The following is a 16,567-nucleotide window of genomic DNA, read 5'->3' on the forward strand; positions in this document are numbered from 1 at the left end:
GCTTTATGACTCAACATATCGAACGACATCAATCGTACCCTCCAAAAGAATTTCTTCCGGAAGAATCGCCTTGATGACAAAATTTTTTCCTGATATGATGCACTGGCCCTGCTTTAGCATCAGCCTCACTTCATTCTCACTGAAAAGCAAAAGGCCTCTGTGGTTTTCTATGTAGATATGAAGTCTGCCAACCATTGTAATCCGCGGCAGATCCATCATAACGTCCGGGGGAATTTCCAATGCTCTTGTCAGCCAAGCTTTCACACGATTCTTTCTTTGCCCCATACAAAAAGAACCCCCTTTCATCTCATATGTATGATTTGAAAGGCGGTTCTAACACTTTAATTTTTACGGGCCGTGCGCATCGTATGGTGAGGTTTTTTTGCCCTTGGAGGTCCGAATACCTCCCCTAAGACGATCCCCTGTACCACAGTGTCTTTATTAACCTGAAGCATTTTTTGTTTTGTGTATACTGCTTTTTGTTTAACTGCAGTAAGATCACGTTCCATCCCTTTCAGGTTTCTTTCTGTTTCCCTGCGTCTTTCTTCCGCTTCCCGTCTTGCCTGTTCTATGCGGTTAGGAATAGGTACAGGAGCTTCCTCAGACTGCTTCTTTTGAGGAGAAGCCGTTTGCACCTGCTGAGGTTTTTTCCTGTTTTGGCTGTTTTTATTTTCCTCTTTGCTCTTTTTACCGAAAATCATAGATATGATTCCGATAACCACTGCGATAATGAGCGGATTGGTCAGTATATCTTCCATCAGCGTTCTCCCTTCTTAGAGAGATTATGATTTACTGTCTTCATCAGACGAATCTTTCGTCAGCTTGCCGAATGAATCACGCATGTCTGTGTCAGCATCAATATTTTTGATATTCATGTAGTCCATGACGCCAATATTCCCTTCACGCAAAGCTTCTGCCATCGCAAGCGGCACTTCCGCTTCGGCTTCTACCACTTTCGCTCGCATTTCTTCTACGCGGGCGCGCATTTCCTGTTCTTGAGCGACAGCCATCGCACGGCGTTCTTCCGCTTTTGCCTGTGCGATATTTTTATCAGCCTCGGCCTGATCGGTTTGTAAAATTGCGCCGATATTTTTGCCAATGTCAACATCAGCAATATCGATCGAGAGAATTTCAAACGCAGTTCCTGAGTCCAATCCTTTTCCAAGAACTGTTTGAGAAATCATGTCAGGGTTCTCAAGCACTTTTTTGTGGCTTTCGGATGAACCAATTGTAGAGACAATCCCTTCTCCGACACGGGCCACAATGGTTTCTTCCCCTGCTCCCCCAACAAGACGGTCGATATTCGCTCTTACTGTAATTCTCGCTTTCGCTTTTACTTCAATCCCGTCCATAGCCACACCGGCAATGAACGGCGTTTCAATCACCTTAGGATTAACACTCATTTGAACGGCTTCCAATACGTCACGGCCGGCAAGATCGATAGCGGCACAGCGTTCGAATGATAGTTCAATATTGGCTCGCTGAGCAGCGATCAGCGCGTTGACGACTCTGTCAACATTTCCTCCGGCGAGATAATGGCTTTCAAGCTGATTGGTGGCAACATCAAGCCCAGCCTTATGCGCTTTAATCAGCGGGTTCACCACTCGGTTTGGTATAACGCGGCGAAGCCTCATTCCTATCAGAGTGAAAATGCTGATTCTCACTCCAGCTGCTAATGCTGAAATCCAAAGCATAACAGGCACAAATGTAAAAAATACAGCTAAAACAATGATCCCTACTACGACAATAGCCAAAATCATTAGTGTTGATGGATCCATATCAATTCTCCTCGATTCTGTTTAAATTTCTCTGACGACGATGCGTGAGCCTTCCACTTTTACCACTTTTACTTTCTTATCTTTTTCTGTAAACGATCCCTCCGAAACGACGTCAAGGCGTTCATCTTCAATAATAACGGTACCAGCAGGACGCAGCTGTGTAAAGGTTACACCCACTTTACCTATTAAGTCCGTGCGCGTTTGATTTGATACGTAGCCGCTCTCCGTATTTGTAGAATCATTTAATACAAATTTTTTAAAGAATTTCATACGCTTTCCCAACACCCTTGTCAGTAAAATAAAAGCTGTAATAGAGACAGCTGAGGCGATCAAGAGAGAAATCGCCATGACAGTGAAGCTCCCCGCGGCTAAAAATAGGCTTGCAATAATCGCTCCTAAGCCCAGTAATCCAATGATTCCTCCGGGAAGGAAAATCTCAAGCAGGATGAGGATCACCCCTCCTGCAAAGAGAAGAACTGTCTCGTATCCGGCAAGGCCGGCTGCGAGATGCCCGTAAAAGAACAGCAATAACGCGATGAATCCAACCGTTCCAGGGATGCCGACACCCGGGGAAAAAAGCTCCACCGTCAGACCTAAAAAAGCTATCGTCAGCAGAATAGGCACAATAACCGGGTTCGTCAGCCATCTTGCTGTCTTTTCCGTAAAGCTTTCCTTTGCATAACTGATATGCGCATTTTCGAACCCAAGCTTCTCTACGAGTGCGGATAAATTGTCAGCAGTCCCCTCTGAATAGCCTACATCAATCGCCTTACCAGGGTTAAGTGTAAGCAGATCTCCCTTCGGCGCACCAACTTCCTTGGCATCTATATCCGGGTCAGCCATAGCGAGCGCATATTTAGGATCGCGATTATTTTTCACTGCGGCATCCTCCAGCTCTGCCAGCCAAAGTGATTCAGCTTTTTGGTCAGCGGCATTGCCTTTACCGTCAATAATCGCGGCCGCTCCTATTTTTCCGCCGGGCGCCATATAAATATTATCGGCTTGCAGGGCAATATATGCACCAGCTGACAACGCGCGTTTGTTTACATATGCAGTTATAGGGATCTCGCTTTCGGTTATCGAGTCCGCTATATCAATAGCCGATTTGACCAATCCTCCCGGCGTATTGATATCAAGAATAATATGATCTGCATGCGCTTCTTTTGCATCTTGTAACGAACGGGATAAAAACGAGGCGAGTCCCTGTTCGACATTTTTCTCAACCGGGATCACATAAACCGTTTGTTTTTCTGCTTTGGCGTTCAGCTGTACGCCTAATAAAAAAAGTAAAAATATGCTCAAAAGAGCAGCACGGAATCCTTTGGTTTGAAGCAAGGGCAGTGTATCCCTCCTTCCTTTTATAATAAGTGCCTTCTCTTTATACGTAACAATGTATCAAAGGTTTCATTTTTTTATGTATAAAAAAAGACATCTCTCTTAGAAAGATGTCCTTTTTTACGCCATTTAAGACAATTGATTGCTAACAAGCTTATTAATTAAGCTTCCATCAGCTTTACCTTTTACTTTAGGCATAATTGCACCCATTACTTTCCCCATGTCCGCTTTTGAGCTCGCACCAACCTCAGTAATGGTTTCATTTACGATTGTAAGCAGTTCTTCTTCTGACAGCTGCTCGGGTAAATAAACTTCTAAAATGTCCAGCTCTTTTTGAACTTTATCTACTAAATCTAAACGATTAGCGTTTGAAAATTCCTGGAGGGAGTCTTTACGTTGCTTAAGTTCACGAGAAAGGACAGTGAGTTCCTCATCCTCGGTCAAACTGTCTTTCTTAAGCTTAATTGCTTCATTTTGAAGTGAAGCCTTAACCATTCGAACGACAGTCAGTTTGTCTTTCTCACGGCTTTTCATATATAGCTTCATATCCTGGTTAAGACGCTCAAGAAGACTCATAAATCCACCCTCTTTTAGAATTTGCGTTTTCTAGCAGCTTCAGACTTTTTCTTGCGCTTTACGCTAGGTTTTTCATAAAATTCGCGCTTTCTTGCTTCTTGCAAAGTACCTGTCTTTGATACACTGCGTTTGAAGCGACGAAGAGCATCTTCAAGCGATTCGTTTTTTCTAACGACCGTTTTTGACATTCTCTTTCCCTCCCTCCGAATACACCAATCGACTACCTTTAAGTTACACATATAAACATGTACTTTGACATTATAATATAAGCCATCAGTCAGGTCAACTAAGTGAGTTCACTTTTCCGTCATGAGTACGACTGCCTGTCTATATAATGGTGGAAAGGGGTTGGTGAATAAGATGTTGATTCTGATCGGTTTTACTGCTCTTATATTATTCTTTCTCGCAGGCATGAACATGCTTCGAAAAGGCTTAATTTCAATGGCGTACTCAAAAATTGAAGAACGATTGCTATTTTTTACGGACCATCCGTTAAAAGCGTTCCTGATCAGTATTGTATTTACAGGGATTCTTCAGAGCAGTTCAGCCTTTATGGTCATTGTCATCGGTTTTGTAAGCGCGGGCGTCCTTCCTTTTAAACGGACAATACCGATGATTCTCGGAACAAATGTCGGATCTACCTTTACAACTGAATTTATCGCCATCAAAATGGATGTTTTGATTTGGATTCTTTTGATTGGCGGTTTATTGTTTTTTCTGACTGGCAGGTATCCCTTAAAACAGTTGGGAACAAGCCTCCTCGGACTCGGCATCATCTTTTTTTGCATCAGCGGGTTCAGCCACCTTGCAGGACCGCTTACAAAACTGAAAACGGGAGCCGACATTTTATACCACGTTAACGATTCAAACTGGTCCGCTTTGCTCATCGGTATGGTGCTAACTGCCATGATTCACTCAAGCTCCGTTTGTATCGGCATTTTGATGAGTTTTATGAATGAAGGCATTATCGGACTGACACAGGCGATGAGCGTCGTACTCGGGTCAAATATCGGGACCTGCATTACAGCTGTCATGGCTGCTGTATCCGGCGGATATGCGGCGAAACAGACAGCGTATGCCCATGTGGTGTTTAACATGCTGGGCGTGGCTCTCATATTTCCTTTTCTGGCGGCAGCGACCGGCTTTGTAGAACAGTTATCAGTTGACCCTGCACAAAGGATTGCGCATTTCAGTCTTTTATTTAATGTGGTGACAGCTTTTTTATTTCTTCCGCTTACAAACTTGTTTTACCGCTTGATTCACTTTCTTATCCCAGCAAAATAAAAAACCGGTACATTTAATGCACCGGTTTTTAGATTAAGAAGACAAACGCATGTGTTCAGTTATTTCGTCCTCAACAACACGGACGAATTGCCCTTCGTTGTAAGGATAGCCCGCTTTAAGGATTTTGACTTTCACGATTTTGCCGATCATCTCTTCCGTACCTTTGAAAACAACCTTCATATAGTTGTCTGTGTAACCGACAAACATGTTCTCTTCTTCTGTTTCTTTATACGCTTCCTCAGGGATAATCTCAAGAACTTCATTTTCATACTGATCTGCGTATTCCTTCGCAAGCTGGTCGGACAGAGAAATCAGGCGATGCACACGCTCATTTTTAACGTTTTCATCCACTTGGTTTTCCATTCGCGCAGCCGGTGTACCTGTGCGTTTACTGTAAGGGAAAACATGCAGCTCAGAGAATTTATGTTCTTTAATAAAGTTATAGGTTTCCATAAATTCTGCTTCTGTTTCGCCAGGGAAGCCTACAATGACATCAGAAGTTACAGCTAAGCCAGGCAATGCTTTTTTCAGTTTGCTTAAACGGTCTGCAAAAAATTCCATCGTATATTTACGTCTCATCCGTTTAAGCACAGTGTTTGATCCGGATTGGATAGGAATATGCAAATGATTCACTATTTTATCCGAGCGGTCTAAGACCTCGATCACTTCATCTGTGATTTGGCTGGCTTCGATTGAAGAAATTCTAATCCGTTTAACGCCTTCAACACGAGTGTCTAATTCTCTCAAGAGCTTAGCGAAGCTGTAATCTTTCATATCTTCGCCATAGCCGCCTGTATGAATACCGGTAAGAACAATTTCTTTATATCCGGCATCGACAAGCTGCTGCGCTTGTTTAATGACTTCTTCAGGATCGCGGGAGCGGAGCAGGCCGCGCGCCCACGGAATAATACAGAATGTGCAGAAATTATTGCAGCCTTCCTGTATTTTCAATGACGCTCTTGTCCGGTCCGTGAAAGCAGGCACATCAAGCTCCTCATACACTCTTGCTTTCATGATGTTGCTGACACCGTTAATCGGCTGGCGTTCTTCAGAGTATTGGTCGATGTAGCCGAGCATTTTTTCCCGGTCCTGCGTTCCAACTACAATATCGACACCAGGGATCGCCATGATCTCTGCAGGTGAGGTTTGCGCATAGCAGCCTGTGACACAGATGACACCGTCAGGATTTTGACGAATGGCACGTCTGATCACTTGGCGGCTTTTTTTATCTCCCGTATTGGTTACCGTACATGTATTAATGACATATACATCAGCTGTTTGTTCAAAGTCTCTTCTTTCGTAGCCCGCTTCTTTGAAAAGCTGCCAGATTGCTTCTGTTTCATAATGGTTGACTTTACAGCCAAGCGTATGGAAAGCAACAGTTGCCATTATTGATCACCTCTTAATAACTCTGTTTGATAAGAAATCGCACTCAACGCGTATAGCGGTGCGGTTTCTGTCCTTAAAATTCTCGGTCCAAGGCCGCCCGGCACACCGTCTTTCTCTGTGAGCCGTTCAACTTCCGCTTCTGTTAAACCGCCTTCAGGACCAAATACGATCAAAAGGGATGATCCTTTCGGAAGGCTGCTTACAATCGCGCTGAATGCGCTTATTTCTCCTTGCTTTGATGACTCCTCGTATGCAACGACACATTTATCGAAATCCTGCATCCTTTGAAGAAGCTGCTGAAAAGAATGGACATCCATCACTTGCGGCACTTCGTTACGGTACGATTGTTCAGCCGCTTCCTTCGCAATTTTCGTCCATCTTTCCCGCTTTTTCTTTGCCTTTTTGTCATCCAGCTTGACAACAGAACGAGCGGCTTGGAAAGGAATGAAGGCATGAGCTCCAAGCTCAGTCCCTTTTTGGATAATCCATTCAAGCTTATCTCCTTTCGGGAGGCCGCTTGCAATATAAACCTTTATCGGAAGCTCTCTGTTTTCATTCGTCCATTCTACCACAAGACAGGACACATGGTCCTTGGAAACAGATTGAAGTTCACACTTTGCCTCAAAGCCGTCCTGAGAGCAGCAGATGATCTGATCACCTTCATTCATTCTCATCACGTTCACAATATGATGAACATCTTCGCCGGTTATCGAAAAAGCCGGCGCTTCCTCCATTTGCTGCTTCGTGAGCTCGATAAAATATCGTTGCATACGCTGTGACACCTACTAACTGTTATTTTTTCGCAATAATGCTGACCCAATCTTCCATTGAAAGGATTTCTACAATGGTAAAGCCGGCTTGTTCCAGTGCTTCTTTTACTTCTTGTTTTTTATGAGCGATGATACCTGACGTAATAAAATGACCGTCTTCTTTTAACAGGCTGTACGCTTGTGAAGTAAAGCGAAGAATGACTTCAGCCAAAATGTTGGCAACAATCACATCATGTTCCCCTTCAAGTCCGTCTAACAAATTGTTTTGCTTCACTTGAGCAATATCGCTCACTTTGTTCAGCTTGAGATTGAGACGTGCACTTTCTACAGCTACGGGATCAAGATCGTAGGCATGAACCGATTCAGCCTCAAGCATTGCAGCCGCAATACTTAAAATTCCGGAACCTGTACCGACATCAATCACCTTATCACCCTTTTGCACAAAGCGTTCAAGCGCCTGAATACAGAGTACGGTTGTCGGGTGTGTGCCTGTGCCGAACGCCATTCCCGGGTCCATTTCAATAATCAGTTCATCCGTATGGACCGGCGTATATTCCTCCCACGTCGGAACAATTGTAAACTTTTCAGAAATTTTCACAGGATGATAATACTTCTTCCAGGCAGTCGCCCACTCTTCTTCATTCACTTCAGAAATCGTGATATGATTTCTGCCCAAATCAATATTATAAAGAAGCAAATTATTAATCGTTTCTTTAATGCCATCCACCGTTTCGCCAAGAAAGCTGTTGACCGGCAGGTATGCTTTGACAATGACACCCTCGTCTGGATAATCATTGGGGTCGAGCTGGTAGATTTCCCCGTACACATTCTCACGTTCTTTAATTAAATCAAGCGGGTCCTCTATCACAACCCCACTTGCACCAGCTTCATGCAATATATTTGAGATAGGTTCGACCGCTTCATGTGTTGTGTGAATGCTTAATTCGGACCATTTCAAAACTACCAACTCCTCATCCAATAATTAATCGCCTTTAAACGCGCGTTTTACCTTGTCGAAGAAACTCATTTCCTGTTCGTCAGGCAAGTTTCCGCTGACCTCGGCAAATTCGCGGATAATGTCTTTTTGTTTATCTGTCAGGTTTGTCGGCGTGACGACACGGACGACGATATGCTGGTCACCCTGTCCATAGCCTCTGACATTTTGAACGCCTTTGCCTCTTAATCTGAATTTTGTTCCTGTTTGTGTACCGGCTGGAATTTTTAACTTCACTTTTCCATGCAGCGTCGGAACTTCCACTTCATCTCCAAGAGCAGCCTGAGCGAACGTTAACGGCATTTCACAGTAAATATCATCGCCGTCACGCTCGAAGAACTCGTGAGCGCGCACGTGGAACACGACAAATAAATCCCCGGCAGGGCCGCCATTTACTCCTGGTTCACCCTGTCCCGAGAGACGAAGCTGCTGCCCGTCATCTACACCGGCTGGAATTGTGACGTTGATTTTTTTGCGTTTTTTGACTTTTCCTTTACCGCCGCAATCCGCACATTTATTTTTAATGAATTTGCCCGTACCTTCACAGTGGTGGCAAACCCGTCTGTTAACGACTTTTCCAAACGGCGTATTTTGCTCCACGTTTAATTGGCCGGAGCCTCCGCAGTGCGAGCACGTTTCCGGGTTTGTTCCAGGTTTCGCACCTGAACCTTTACACGTATCGCATGTTTCCTCACGCGGAATTTCGATGGACGTCTCTTTACCAAAAACGGCATCCTCAAACGACAAAGTCATCGTATACTGCAAATCGGCACCTTGGCGCGGGGCGTTTGGATCTCTTCGTCTTGTGCCTCCGCCGAAAATACTTGAGAAAATATCATCGAAACCAAAACCGCCGAAATCTCCGCCGCCAAAACCGCCGCCGCCGAAGCCTTGGTTAGGATCAGTATGGCCAAATTGATCGTAATGAGACCGTTTTTGATCATCAGACAGCGTTTCGTATGCTTCTTTTACCTCTTTAAATTTTTCATCTGATCCGGCTTCTTTGTTAATATCAGGATGATATTTTTTTGACAGCTTCCGATAAGCTTTTTTAATTTCATCCTTAGAAGCGCTCTTACTTACTCCCAGCACTTCATAGTAATCACGCTTACTCATCTCGCTTCACTCTCCCGAATTTATCACATAAATTAGATTGTATCATTTTGAATTATGATTTTTCAATTCCTTTTATCCCGGGCAAGAAAAAAAGTCAAAGCCAAGAGATGCCTGACTTTGACTTTCTAATCATTGAATCAGATTATGAAATGTGTTCTTTTCGGTCAGCCCCGGAAGCGGGACTGACTCGGAAAAGCACTTTATTTTTTGTTTTGGTCGTCGTTTACTTCTTCATATTCAGCGTCAACAACGTTGTCATCCGCTTTGCCTTCAGCATTTGCATCGCCTTGAGCTTGCTGTTGTTTGGCAGCTTCTTCATAAAGTTTCATAGAAAGCTCTTGAACGATTGTTTGAAGCTCATCTTTTTTCGCTTTGATCTCTTCAAACTCGTTTTTCTCAATCGCCGCTTTTAAAGCTTCTTTGGCATCATTGGCTTTTTTCACTTGGTCTTCATCCACTTTGCCTTCAAGATCTTTTAAAGTTTTCTCAGTTTGGAAAACAAGCTGATCTGCTTCGTTTCGGACTTCGATTTCTTCTTTTTTCTTCGCATCAGAGTCAGCATTTTCTTCAGCTTCTTTTACCATGCGTTCGATCTCATCATCAGAAAGACCTGAAGAAGATTTGATTGTAATGTTTTGCTCTTTTCCTGTGCCCAAGTCTTTTGCTCTTACGTTTACGATACCGTTTTTATCAATATCGAAAGAAACTTCGATTTGAGGCACGCCGCGCGGTGCTGGCGGGATATCAGTAAGCTGGAAGCGGCCGAGTGTTTTATTGTCGGCAGACATTGGTCGCTCACCCTGAAGAACATGGATATCAACAGCTGTTTGGTTATCAGCAGCAGTTGAGAACACTTGAGATTTGCTTGTCGGAATCGTCGTGTTGCGGTCGATCAATTTTGTGAACACGCCGCCCATTGTTTCGATACCTAGAGAAAGCGGTGTAACGTCAAGAAGAACTACGTCTTTTACGTCACCAGTGATAACGCCGCCCTGAATCGCAGCACCAAGCGCTACAACTTCATCTGGGTTTACGCCTTTATGCGCTTCTTTTCCAGTTTCTTTTTTGATTGCTTCTTGTACGGCAGGGATACGAGTTGATCCGCCGACAAGGATGATTTTGTCGATTTCGCTTGCAGAAAGTCCTGCATCTTGCAGCGCTTGACGGACAGGACCCATTGTACGCTCTACTAAATGGGAAGAAAGCTCTTCGAATTTAGCGCGGGTTAATGTCAGTTCAAGGTGAAGCGGTCCTGCTTCTCCAGCTGTGATAAACGGTAAAGAAATTTGCGTAGAAGATACGCCGGAAAGATCTTTTTTCGCTTTTTCAGCTGCGTCTTTCAAACGCTGAAGCGCCATTTTGTCTTTTGACAAATCAATGCCGTTTTCTTTTTTGAATTCAGACACAAGATGATCGATGATGACTTGGTCAAAATCGTCACCGCCGAGACGGTTGTCACCGGCAGTTGAACGAACTTCGAACACACCGTCGCCAAGCTCAAGGATTGAAACGTCGAAAGTACCGCCGCCAAGGTCGTATACCAGGATCGTTTGATCTTCATCTGTTTTATCAAGTCCGTATGCAAGCGCTGCTGCAGTCGGCTCATTGATGATACGTTCTACTTCAAGACCTGCAATTTTACCAGCGTCTTTTGTCGCTTGACGCTCAGCATCGTTAAAGTATGCAGGAACTGTGATCACTGCTTTTGATACTGTTTCGCCAAGATAGCTTTCAGCGTATGATTTAAGGTGTTGAAGGATGATAGCAGACACTTCTTGAGGAGTGTAATCTTTTCCTTCAATTTCAACTTTATAATCAGTACCCATATGGCGTTTAACAGACATGATTGTGTTAGGGTTTGTGATAGATTGGCGTTTAGCCACTTCCCCTACTTGGCGTTCACCGTTTTTGAATGCAACAACTGATGGCGTTGTGCGGTTTCCTTCAGCGTTAGCAATGACTTTAGGCTCGCCGCCTTCAAGCACTGCCACACATGAGTTTGTTGTTCCTAAGTCGATTCCGATAACTTTACTCACTTGAATAACCTCCTGCTATGTAATTATTGATTCACTTTGACCATGGAAGGGCGAATGACGCGATCCTTCAGCTTATAACCTTTTTGCATTTCTTCAACAACAATGTTGGAGCCGTAATTTTCATCTTCCGCCTGCATAACGGCTTGGTGCAGATTAGGATCAAATTCCTGCCCTACAGCTTCGATGGCTTCCACGCCTTCTTTTTTCAAGGCTTCTACGAGCTGACGGTGGACCATTTCCATTCCCTGAAGCAAACTTTTCGTCTGTTCATTGTCGGCTTCAACCTGCAGCGCTCTTTCAAAGCTGTCAAGAGCCGGCAGCAAATCAGCGACGATATTTTGAGAACGGTATTTTTGGGACGCTTCCATTTCTAAACGGCTGCGTCGTTTATAATTTTCAAAGTCTGCTTGAACACGCAAAAGTTTGTTTTCTTTTTCCTCAAGCAAACCTTGCAATTCGTTCATTTGATTTTGAAGAAGTTCGCTTTCATTTGTTTCTTTCTGCTGTTCTTCAGCAGCAGCTTGTTCCTCAATGACTTCTTGCTCTTCTATTTCGTTTTGTTCAATGGTTTGTTTTTCTTCTGACATTGTGTTCACCTCCCTCAAAGTGTAAGAAGAAGGGCGGGTGCTGCCCTTCGATAAAATTTGCCAAAATTCCCTTATTCATCATACAAACTTGTCAATGCTTTTGACAAGTCCGAAGTCACATGCTGAAGCAGACTGACAACCCTGGAATAATTCATGCGGGTCGGGCCGATGATCGCAATTGAGCCGATCTGCTTCTGATCAACAGAATAAGAAGCCGTAATCAGACTGCAGTTTTCCATCTCTTCATAGTCGTTTTCTTTCCCGATTTTAATCGAAATTCCCGTGTGCGGGGATTGAACCAGCTTTAAAACATCCTGTTCTTTTTCGATTAATGTGAGCAACGATCGCACTCTGGTGATATCATGGAACTCCGGCTGGTTCAGCATATTGATTTTTCCGCCAAAAAACAATTTTTCAACGTGGCTCGTAGAATGAAATGTTGAACGAAGCGCGTCAAGTATATTGTCATAGTTCTTAATGTGCTGTCTTAAATACATGACGACTTCCTTAAATATGTGCTCATTCAGTTCATCCATTGGAACGCCGCTTAAACGGCTGTTCAGTATATTCACCAGTTTTTCAATATCAGACAGATCCATTTTGGCTGGAAAATTAATCGTTTTGTTTTCCACGTGCCCTGTATTGGTAACAAGAATTGCTACCGCCTTATCAGGCTGAATCGGTATGATTTGAATCTGTTTAAGGTAATTCTCACTCAGCTTCGGCCCGAGCACGATGGATGTATAATTCGTTAAATCGGACAAAATTTGCGCTGATTTTTGAACTGTCTTTTCCAGCTCGAAAATTTTCTCTTTAAAGATCGAGTGGATTTGGTCCATGTCGCTTTTTGTCAATTTGACGGGTGACAGCAAATGGTCAACATAGTACCGGTACCCTTTTTCTGACGGAACACGTCCTGAGGATGAATGGGTTTTTTCTATGAAGCCCAATTCTTCCAAGTCAGCCATCTCGTTTCTTATTGTTGCAGAGCTAAATGTGATTTCATCTTTTTTCGAAAGAGTTCTTGACCCTACCGGCTGCGCCGATTTAATAAAATCATTTATAATGACCTGAAGGATCAGCAGCTGACGATTTGTTAACATCATCATCACCTCTGTTAGCACTCTCAATAAGTGAGTGCTAATTCTATAACAAAAGTATCAAACCACAAGAAAAATGTCAATTATAACTCACCCAAAAAAGCGCCAAAAACTTCATTACCTAATAATTTCCCCTGATGAGTCAAGTAAACGGCAGACTCCGAATGATGCATCAGCCCTTTTTCTACGAGGTCTGTTAATACGCTTGGGAACAGTTCATCAAGGGAACGGCCGTATTTTTCTGCAAATCGTTTTTTGCTGACTCCGGCTGTTTTTCTCAAGCCCAAAAACATTTCTTCTTCAATTTGCTCTTCTGTTGTCACTACATGAGTATCTCTGTATGGAAAGCCTTTTTCAGCTATCAGGTCAATGTAATGTTTGACAGGTCCGACGTTTACATTGCGTGTGCCGCCGATATATCCGTGGGCCCCGGCTCCAAATCCGAAATATTCCTCGTTGCTCCAATACGTCAGATTGTGCTTTGATTCCATGCCTTGCTTGGCAAAGTTGCTGATTTCATACTGATGAATGCCGTGAGCTTCCATCCGGCCCATCACCATTTCATACATTTCGGCTTCCTGCTCCTGCGGCGGAAGATGAAGCCGCCCTTTTTGCATGAGATTATAAAATACCGTTTTCGGTTCTACAATGAGGGAGTACACCGAATAATGCTCAGCATCCAGCGATAAAGCAGTGTCTAAGGAATGATCCAGATGCTTGAGGGCTTGTCCCGGGAGTCCGAACATTAAATCAAGACTGATATTGTCAAAACCGATTTCCCGCGCCCTTTCAAAAGAGGCAAATACATCTTTTTGTTTGTGCACTCGGCCGATTTTTTCTAACAAGTCGTCTTCGAACGTTTGGACACCGAAGCTGAGGCGATTCACGCCTGCTTCTTTTAATATTTTTAATTTCGCTGCGGACAGGTCGTCCGGATTCGCTTCAACCGCAAATTCCGATAATGCGCTTGAGGGCTTCAGCACTCGGATGATGATGTCCATCAGTTTTTTAAGCTGTTCCTCAGACAGAGAGGTCGGCGTGCCTCCTCCGATAAAGATGGTTTTGAGGTCAGGCTGCCCTGTTTTTGCAATTGTATTTATCATTTCCTGTTCGAGCGCGTTTAAATACTCGTCTACAGGCTGGCTTTGAATAAAATATTTATTGAAATCACAGTAGTGGCAAATGTGCTCACAGAATGGGATATGGATATAGGCTGATTTCAATGAATTCACCTTCTTTACAGAAAGAAGCCGCAGTACAGGACTGCGGCGGCTTCTATTTATTTTTTCGGGCTGTCGTCCATTTTCAGGACCGCCATAAATGCTTCTTGCGGCACTTCAACTGAGCCGACCTGCTTCATTCGGCGTTTTCCTTCTTTTTGTTTTTCAAGAAGCTTCCGTTTTCGCGAGATGTCTCCGCCGTAACACTTAGCCAATACGTTTTTACGCATCGCTTTAATCGTAGAACGCGCTACGATTTTCTGGCCGATCGCCGCTTGAATCGGTACTTCAAAGTGCTGACGCGGAATGAGCTCTTTCAGCTTCTCAACGATCACTTTTCCTCGTTCATACGCGTAATCCCGGTGCACGATAAAGGAAAGGGCGTCGATTTTTTCTCCGTTCAGCATAATGTCCATTTTGACGAGCTGAGACGGTTTGTAGCCGATCAGCTCATAGTCAAAGGACGCGTAGCCTTTTGTGCTTGATTTAAGCTGGTCAAAAAACTCATAGACGATTTCCGCTAAAGGCATATCATAGACAATGCTGACACGGTTTGCGTCTAAATATTGCATATCAATAAAATTGCCTCGTTTTCCTTGGCAAAGTTCCATAACAGCGCCGACAAAATCATTCGGCACCATCATTGTCGCTTTAACATACGGTTCCTCGATCCTTTCGATCTTTTGAGGATCAGGCATGTTGGACGGGTTGTCAACAACAACCTTTTCGCCGTCTGTCATATATACATCGTAGATAACACTCGGCGCTGTTGTAATCAAGTCGATTTTGAACTCACGCTCTATCCGTTCCTGAATGATTTCCATGTGAAGCATGCCTAAAAATCCGCAACGGAATCCGAATCCAAGCGCCTGTGACGTTTCCGCTTCATACTGAAGGGAGGAATCATTCAGCTCAAGCTTTTCAAGGGCTTCTCTTAAATCATTGTATTTGGCCGTATCAATCGGATAAAGGCCGCAGTACACCATCGGGTTGAGCTTGCGGTATCCCGGCAGCGCTTCGTCTGCAGGATTGGCAGCGCTTGTTATCGTGTCACCGACACGTGTGTCACCGACATTTTTGATCGCAGCAGTTAAAAAGCCTACATCTCCGACCGTCAGTTCATCTGTCGGAGTAGCTTTTGGCGTAAATACACCGACTTCTGTCACTTCAAATTCTTTGCCGGTTGCCATCATTTTGATTTTTTGCCCCGGCTTTACCGTTCCTTCAACGACTCTGATATAAGCCACGACACCCCGATAAGCGTCATAAAGCGAGTCGAAGATCAGCGCTTTAAGCGGCGCCTCCGGATCTCCAGTCGGTGCCGGCACCTTTTCTACGATCTGTTCTAAAATCTCCTCAATCCCGATACCGGCTTTTGCTGAAGCAAGCACGGCTTCTGATGCGTCAAGACCGATAACGTCCTCTACCTCTTGGCGCACACGTTCAGGCTCTGCGCTCGGGAGATCGATTTTGTTAATGACCGGCAGAATTTCAAGGTCATTGTCAAGCGCTAAGTAAACGTTGGCAAGCGTCTGCGCTTCAATTCCCTGCGCCGCATCCACAACAAGAATCGCTCCTTCGCAGGCAGCAAGACTTCGGGATACTTCGTATGTGAAATCGACATGTCCCGGCGTATCAATCAGATGGAAAATATATTCTTCTCCGTCTTTTGCTTTGTATTTAAGCTGAACAGAGTTTAACTTAATGGTTATGCCCCGTTCACGTTCAAGATCCATAGAATCGAGCAATTGTTCTTTCATTTCTCGTTGAGTGATTGCCGACGTTTTTTCTAAAATACGATCCGCTAAGGTCGATTTTCCGTGGTCAATATGGGCAATGATAGAGAAATTCCGTATTCTCGACTGCCTCTCTAAACGCTTTTCTTTATCTGTCACAATCTATCACTCCTACTATTAAACGCAAAATACACTAGCTTAGATTATATCAATAGGATTGTTAAGATTCAATGTAAAACAAGAAAGAGAAAAGTTCCCTGTTAATCTTGGGCTGCTTTTCTCTTTCACACACCTATTGATTCATATCACGTATCCATTCATACATCGACTGGGCAGTGTTGGTTACGGTGTTCGAAAGCGCTTTTCCGGCTTTAGAGAACATATTGAACGTTTCCACCTGTTCCAGCTCTTTTTGTTTTTCTTCTAAATCTTTCGCCGTGACTGTTTCTCCTAAGATCGAAGCTTCTTTTTCATTATTTTTTCCGTCGGTGAGCGTAAACGCACCCTTAAGTGAAGGGTCTTGATAGCCTTTCATACTCAGCATTCCGTTATTCGCCTGCTGCATGCCGAACAGCACGCCTAAAAACATGATTGTGACAAGCAGCAAGCATTTGCCAAAGTAAGCAATCAAATCAAACCACCTATT

At 43.9% G+C, this 16,567-nt stretch carries 17 protein-coding genes; 1 reads left to right on the top strand and 16 read right to left on the bottom strand.

The features are described 5' to 3' along the window. Nucleotides 1-3: 3 nt before the first annotated feature. The 6 genes from yqfC to rpsU all read right to left on the bottom strand — a co-directional run bounded on the left by yqfC (nt 4) and on the right by rpsU (nt 3,877). The gene (gene yqfC, locus ABZM97_RS12990; protein WP_003237082.1) at nt 4-285 is read right to left on the bottom strand and encodes a sporulation protein YqfC; all 282 of its coding nucleotides are present in this window, start codon (nt 283-285) and stop codon (nt 4-6) included. Between the two features lie 56 nt (nt 286-341). Further along, on the bottom strand, nt 342-758 hold the full coding sequence (locus tag ABZM97_RS12995) for a hypothetical protein (RefSeq protein WP_087990760.1): 417 nt from the start codon (nt 756-758) through the stop codon (nt 342-344). A gap of 24 nt (nt 759-782) precedes the next feature. Beyond that, complete coding sequence (gene floA / locus ABZM97_RS13000; protein WP_087990761.1) at nt 783-1,778, bottom strand: flotillin-like protein FloA; 996 nt, start codon at nt 1,776-1,778, stop codon at nt 783-785. Nucleotides 1,779-1,799: 21 nt separating this feature from the next. After that, on the bottom strand, nt 1,800-3,113 hold the full coding sequence (locus tag ABZM97_RS13005; protein WP_253268423.1) for a nodulation protein NfeD: 1,314 nt from the start codon (nt 3,111-3,113) through the stop codon (nt 1,800-1,802). A gap of 129 nt (nt 3,114-3,242) precedes the next feature. Further along, nucleotides 3,243-3,689, bottom strand: coding sequence for a GatB/YqeY domain-containing protein (locus ABZM97_RS13010; RefSeq protein WP_087990762.1), 447 nt, complete (start codon nt 3,687-3,689; stop codon nt 3,243-3,245). Nucleotides 3,690-3,703: 14 nt separating this feature from the next. Beyond that, the gene (gene rpsU, locus ABZM97_RS13015) at nt 3,704-3,877 is read right to left on the bottom strand and encodes a 30S ribosomal protein S21 (protein ID WP_003152957.1); all 174 of its coding nucleotides are present in this window, start codon (nt 3,875-3,877) and stop codon (nt 3,704-3,706) included. Between the two features lie 172 nt (nt 3,878-4,049). Between rpsU and ABZM97_RS13020 the strand changes: the two genes are divergently transcribed. Further along, nucleotides 4,050-4,973, top strand: coding sequence for a Na/Pi symporter (locus ABZM97_RS13020; protein ID WP_087990763.1), 924 nt, complete (start codon nt 4,050-4,052; stop codon nt 4,971-4,973). Nucleotides 4,974-5,006: 33 nt separating this feature from the next. Here the strand turns inward: ABZM97_RS13020 and mtaB are convergent, their stop codons facing one another. The 10 genes from mtaB to ABZM97_RS13070 form a co-directional block, all read right to left on the bottom strand. Beyond that, nucleotides 5,007-6,362 carry a tRNA (N(6)-L-threonylcarbamoyladenosine(37)-C(2))-methylthiotransferase MtaB gene (gene mtaB / locus ABZM97_RS13025; protein ID WP_253268424.1) on the bottom strand — a complete coding sequence of 452 codons (1,356 nt, stop codon included), beginning with the start codon at nt 6,360-6,362 and terminating at the stop codon, nt 5,007-5,009. Further along, complete coding sequence (locus ABZM97_RS13030; protein ID WP_148962092.1) at nt 6,362-7,132, bottom strand: 16S rRNA (uracil(1498)-N(3))-methyltransferase; 771 nt, start codon at nt 7,130-7,132, stop codon at nt 6,362-6,364. Before ABZM97_RS13030 ends, mtaB begins: the two co-directional genes overlap by 1 nt. Nucleotides 7,133-7,154: 22 nt before the next feature. Further along, entirely contained in the window at nt 7,155-8,090 is a 936-nt protein-coding gene (gene prmA, locus ABZM97_RS13035) for a 50S ribosomal protein L11 methyltransferase (RefSeq protein ID WP_202327135.1), read from the bottom strand. Between the two features lie 24 nt (nt 8,091-8,114). Next, entirely contained in the window at nt 8,115-9,242 is a 1,128-nt protein-coding gene (dnaJ, locus tag ABZM97_RS13040; RefSeq protein WP_087990767.1) for a molecular chaperone DnaJ, read from the bottom strand. Nucleotides 9,243-9,442: 200 nt separating this feature from the next. Next, complete coding sequence (gene dnaK, locus ABZM97_RS13045) at nt 9,443-11,278, bottom strand: molecular chaperone DnaK (protein ID WP_148962094.1); 1,836 nt, start codon at nt 11,276-11,278, stop codon at nt 9,443-9,445. A gap of 23 nt (nt 11,279-11,301) precedes the next feature. Continuing rightward, a complete protein-coding gene (grpE, locus tag ABZM97_RS13050; RefSeq protein WP_202327133.1) occupies nt 11,302-11,865 on the bottom strand; it encodes a nucleotide exchange factor GrpE in 564 nt (187 codons plus the stop codon). Between the two features lie 71 nt (nt 11,866-11,936). Then, complete coding sequence (hrcA, locus tag ABZM97_RS13055; protein ID WP_148962096.1) at nt 11,937-12,968, bottom strand: heat-inducible transcriptional repressor HrcA; 1,032 nt, start codon at nt 12,966-12,968, stop codon at nt 11,937-11,939. 80 nt (nt 12,969-13,048) lie between these two features. Further along, nucleotides 13,049-14,188, bottom strand: coding sequence for a radical SAM family heme chaperone HemW (hemW, locus tag ABZM97_RS13060; RefSeq protein ID WP_202327131.1), 1,140 nt, complete (start codon nt 14,186-14,188; stop codon nt 13,049-13,051). 56 nt (nt 14,189-14,244) lie between these two features. Next, nucleotides 14,245-16,080 (bottom strand): translation elongation factor 4, encoded by a 1,836-nt coding sequence (lepA, locus tag ABZM97_RS13065; RefSeq protein ID WP_087990772.1) that lies wholly within the window; start codon nt 16,078-16,080, stop codon nt 14,245-14,247. 133 nt (nt 16,081-16,213) lie between these two features. Next, the gene (locus ABZM97_RS13070) at nt 16,214-16,552 is read right to left on the bottom strand and encodes a YqxA family protein (protein WP_087990773.1); all 339 of its coding nucleotides are present in this window, start codon (nt 16,550-16,552) and stop codon (nt 16,214-16,216) included. Nucleotides 16,553-16,567: the final 15 nt, after the last annotated feature.

It is taken from the genome of Bacillus vallismortis, assembly GCF_040784915.1.
GTDB lineage: Bacteria > Bacillota > Bacilli > Bacillales > Bacillaceae > Bacillus > Bacillus subtilis_G.

Coding starts and splice junctions, on each gene's coding strand:
- ABZM97_RS13010 (WP_087990762.1), bottom strand. CDS start 3,689: ATGAGTCTTCTTGAGCGTCTTAACCAGGATATGAAGCTATATATGAAA.
- mtaB (WP_253268424.1), bottom strand. CDS start 6,362: ATGGCAACTGTTGCTTTCCATACGCTTGGCTGTAAAGTCAACCATTAT.
- dnaJ (WP_087990767.1), bottom strand. CDS start 9,242: ATGAGTAAGCGTGATTACTATGAAGTGCTGGGAGTAAGTAAGAGCGCT.
- ABZM97_RS13020 (WP_087990763.1), top strand. CDS start 4,050: ATGTTGATTCTGATCGGTTTTACTGCTCTTATATTATTCTTTCTCGCA.
- ABZM97_RS13030 (WP_148962092.1), bottom strand. CDS start 7,132: ATGCAACGATATTTTATCGAGCTCACGAAGCAGCAAATGGAGGAAGCG.
- grpE (WP_202327133.1), bottom strand. CDS start 11,865: ATGTCAGAAGAAAAACAAACCATTGAACAAAACGAAATAGAAGAGCAA.
- hrcA (WP_148962096.1), bottom strand. CDS start 12,968: ATGTTAACAAATCGTCAGCTGCTGATCCTTCAGGTCATTATAAATGAT.
- rpsU (WP_003152957.1), bottom strand. CDS start 3,877: ATGTCAAAAACGGTCGTTAGAAAAAACGAATCGCTTGAAGATGCTCTT.
- floA (WP_087990761.1), bottom strand. CDS start 1,778: ATGGATCCATCAACACTAATGATTTTGGCTATTGTCGTAGTAGGGATC.
- yqfC (WP_003237082.1), bottom strand. CDS start 285: ATGGGGCAAAGAAAGAATCGTGTGAAAGCTTGGCTGACAAGAGCATTG.
- ABZM97_RS12995 (WP_087990760.1), bottom strand. CDS start 758: ATGGAAGATATACTGACCAATCCGCTCATTATCGCAGTGGTTATCGGA.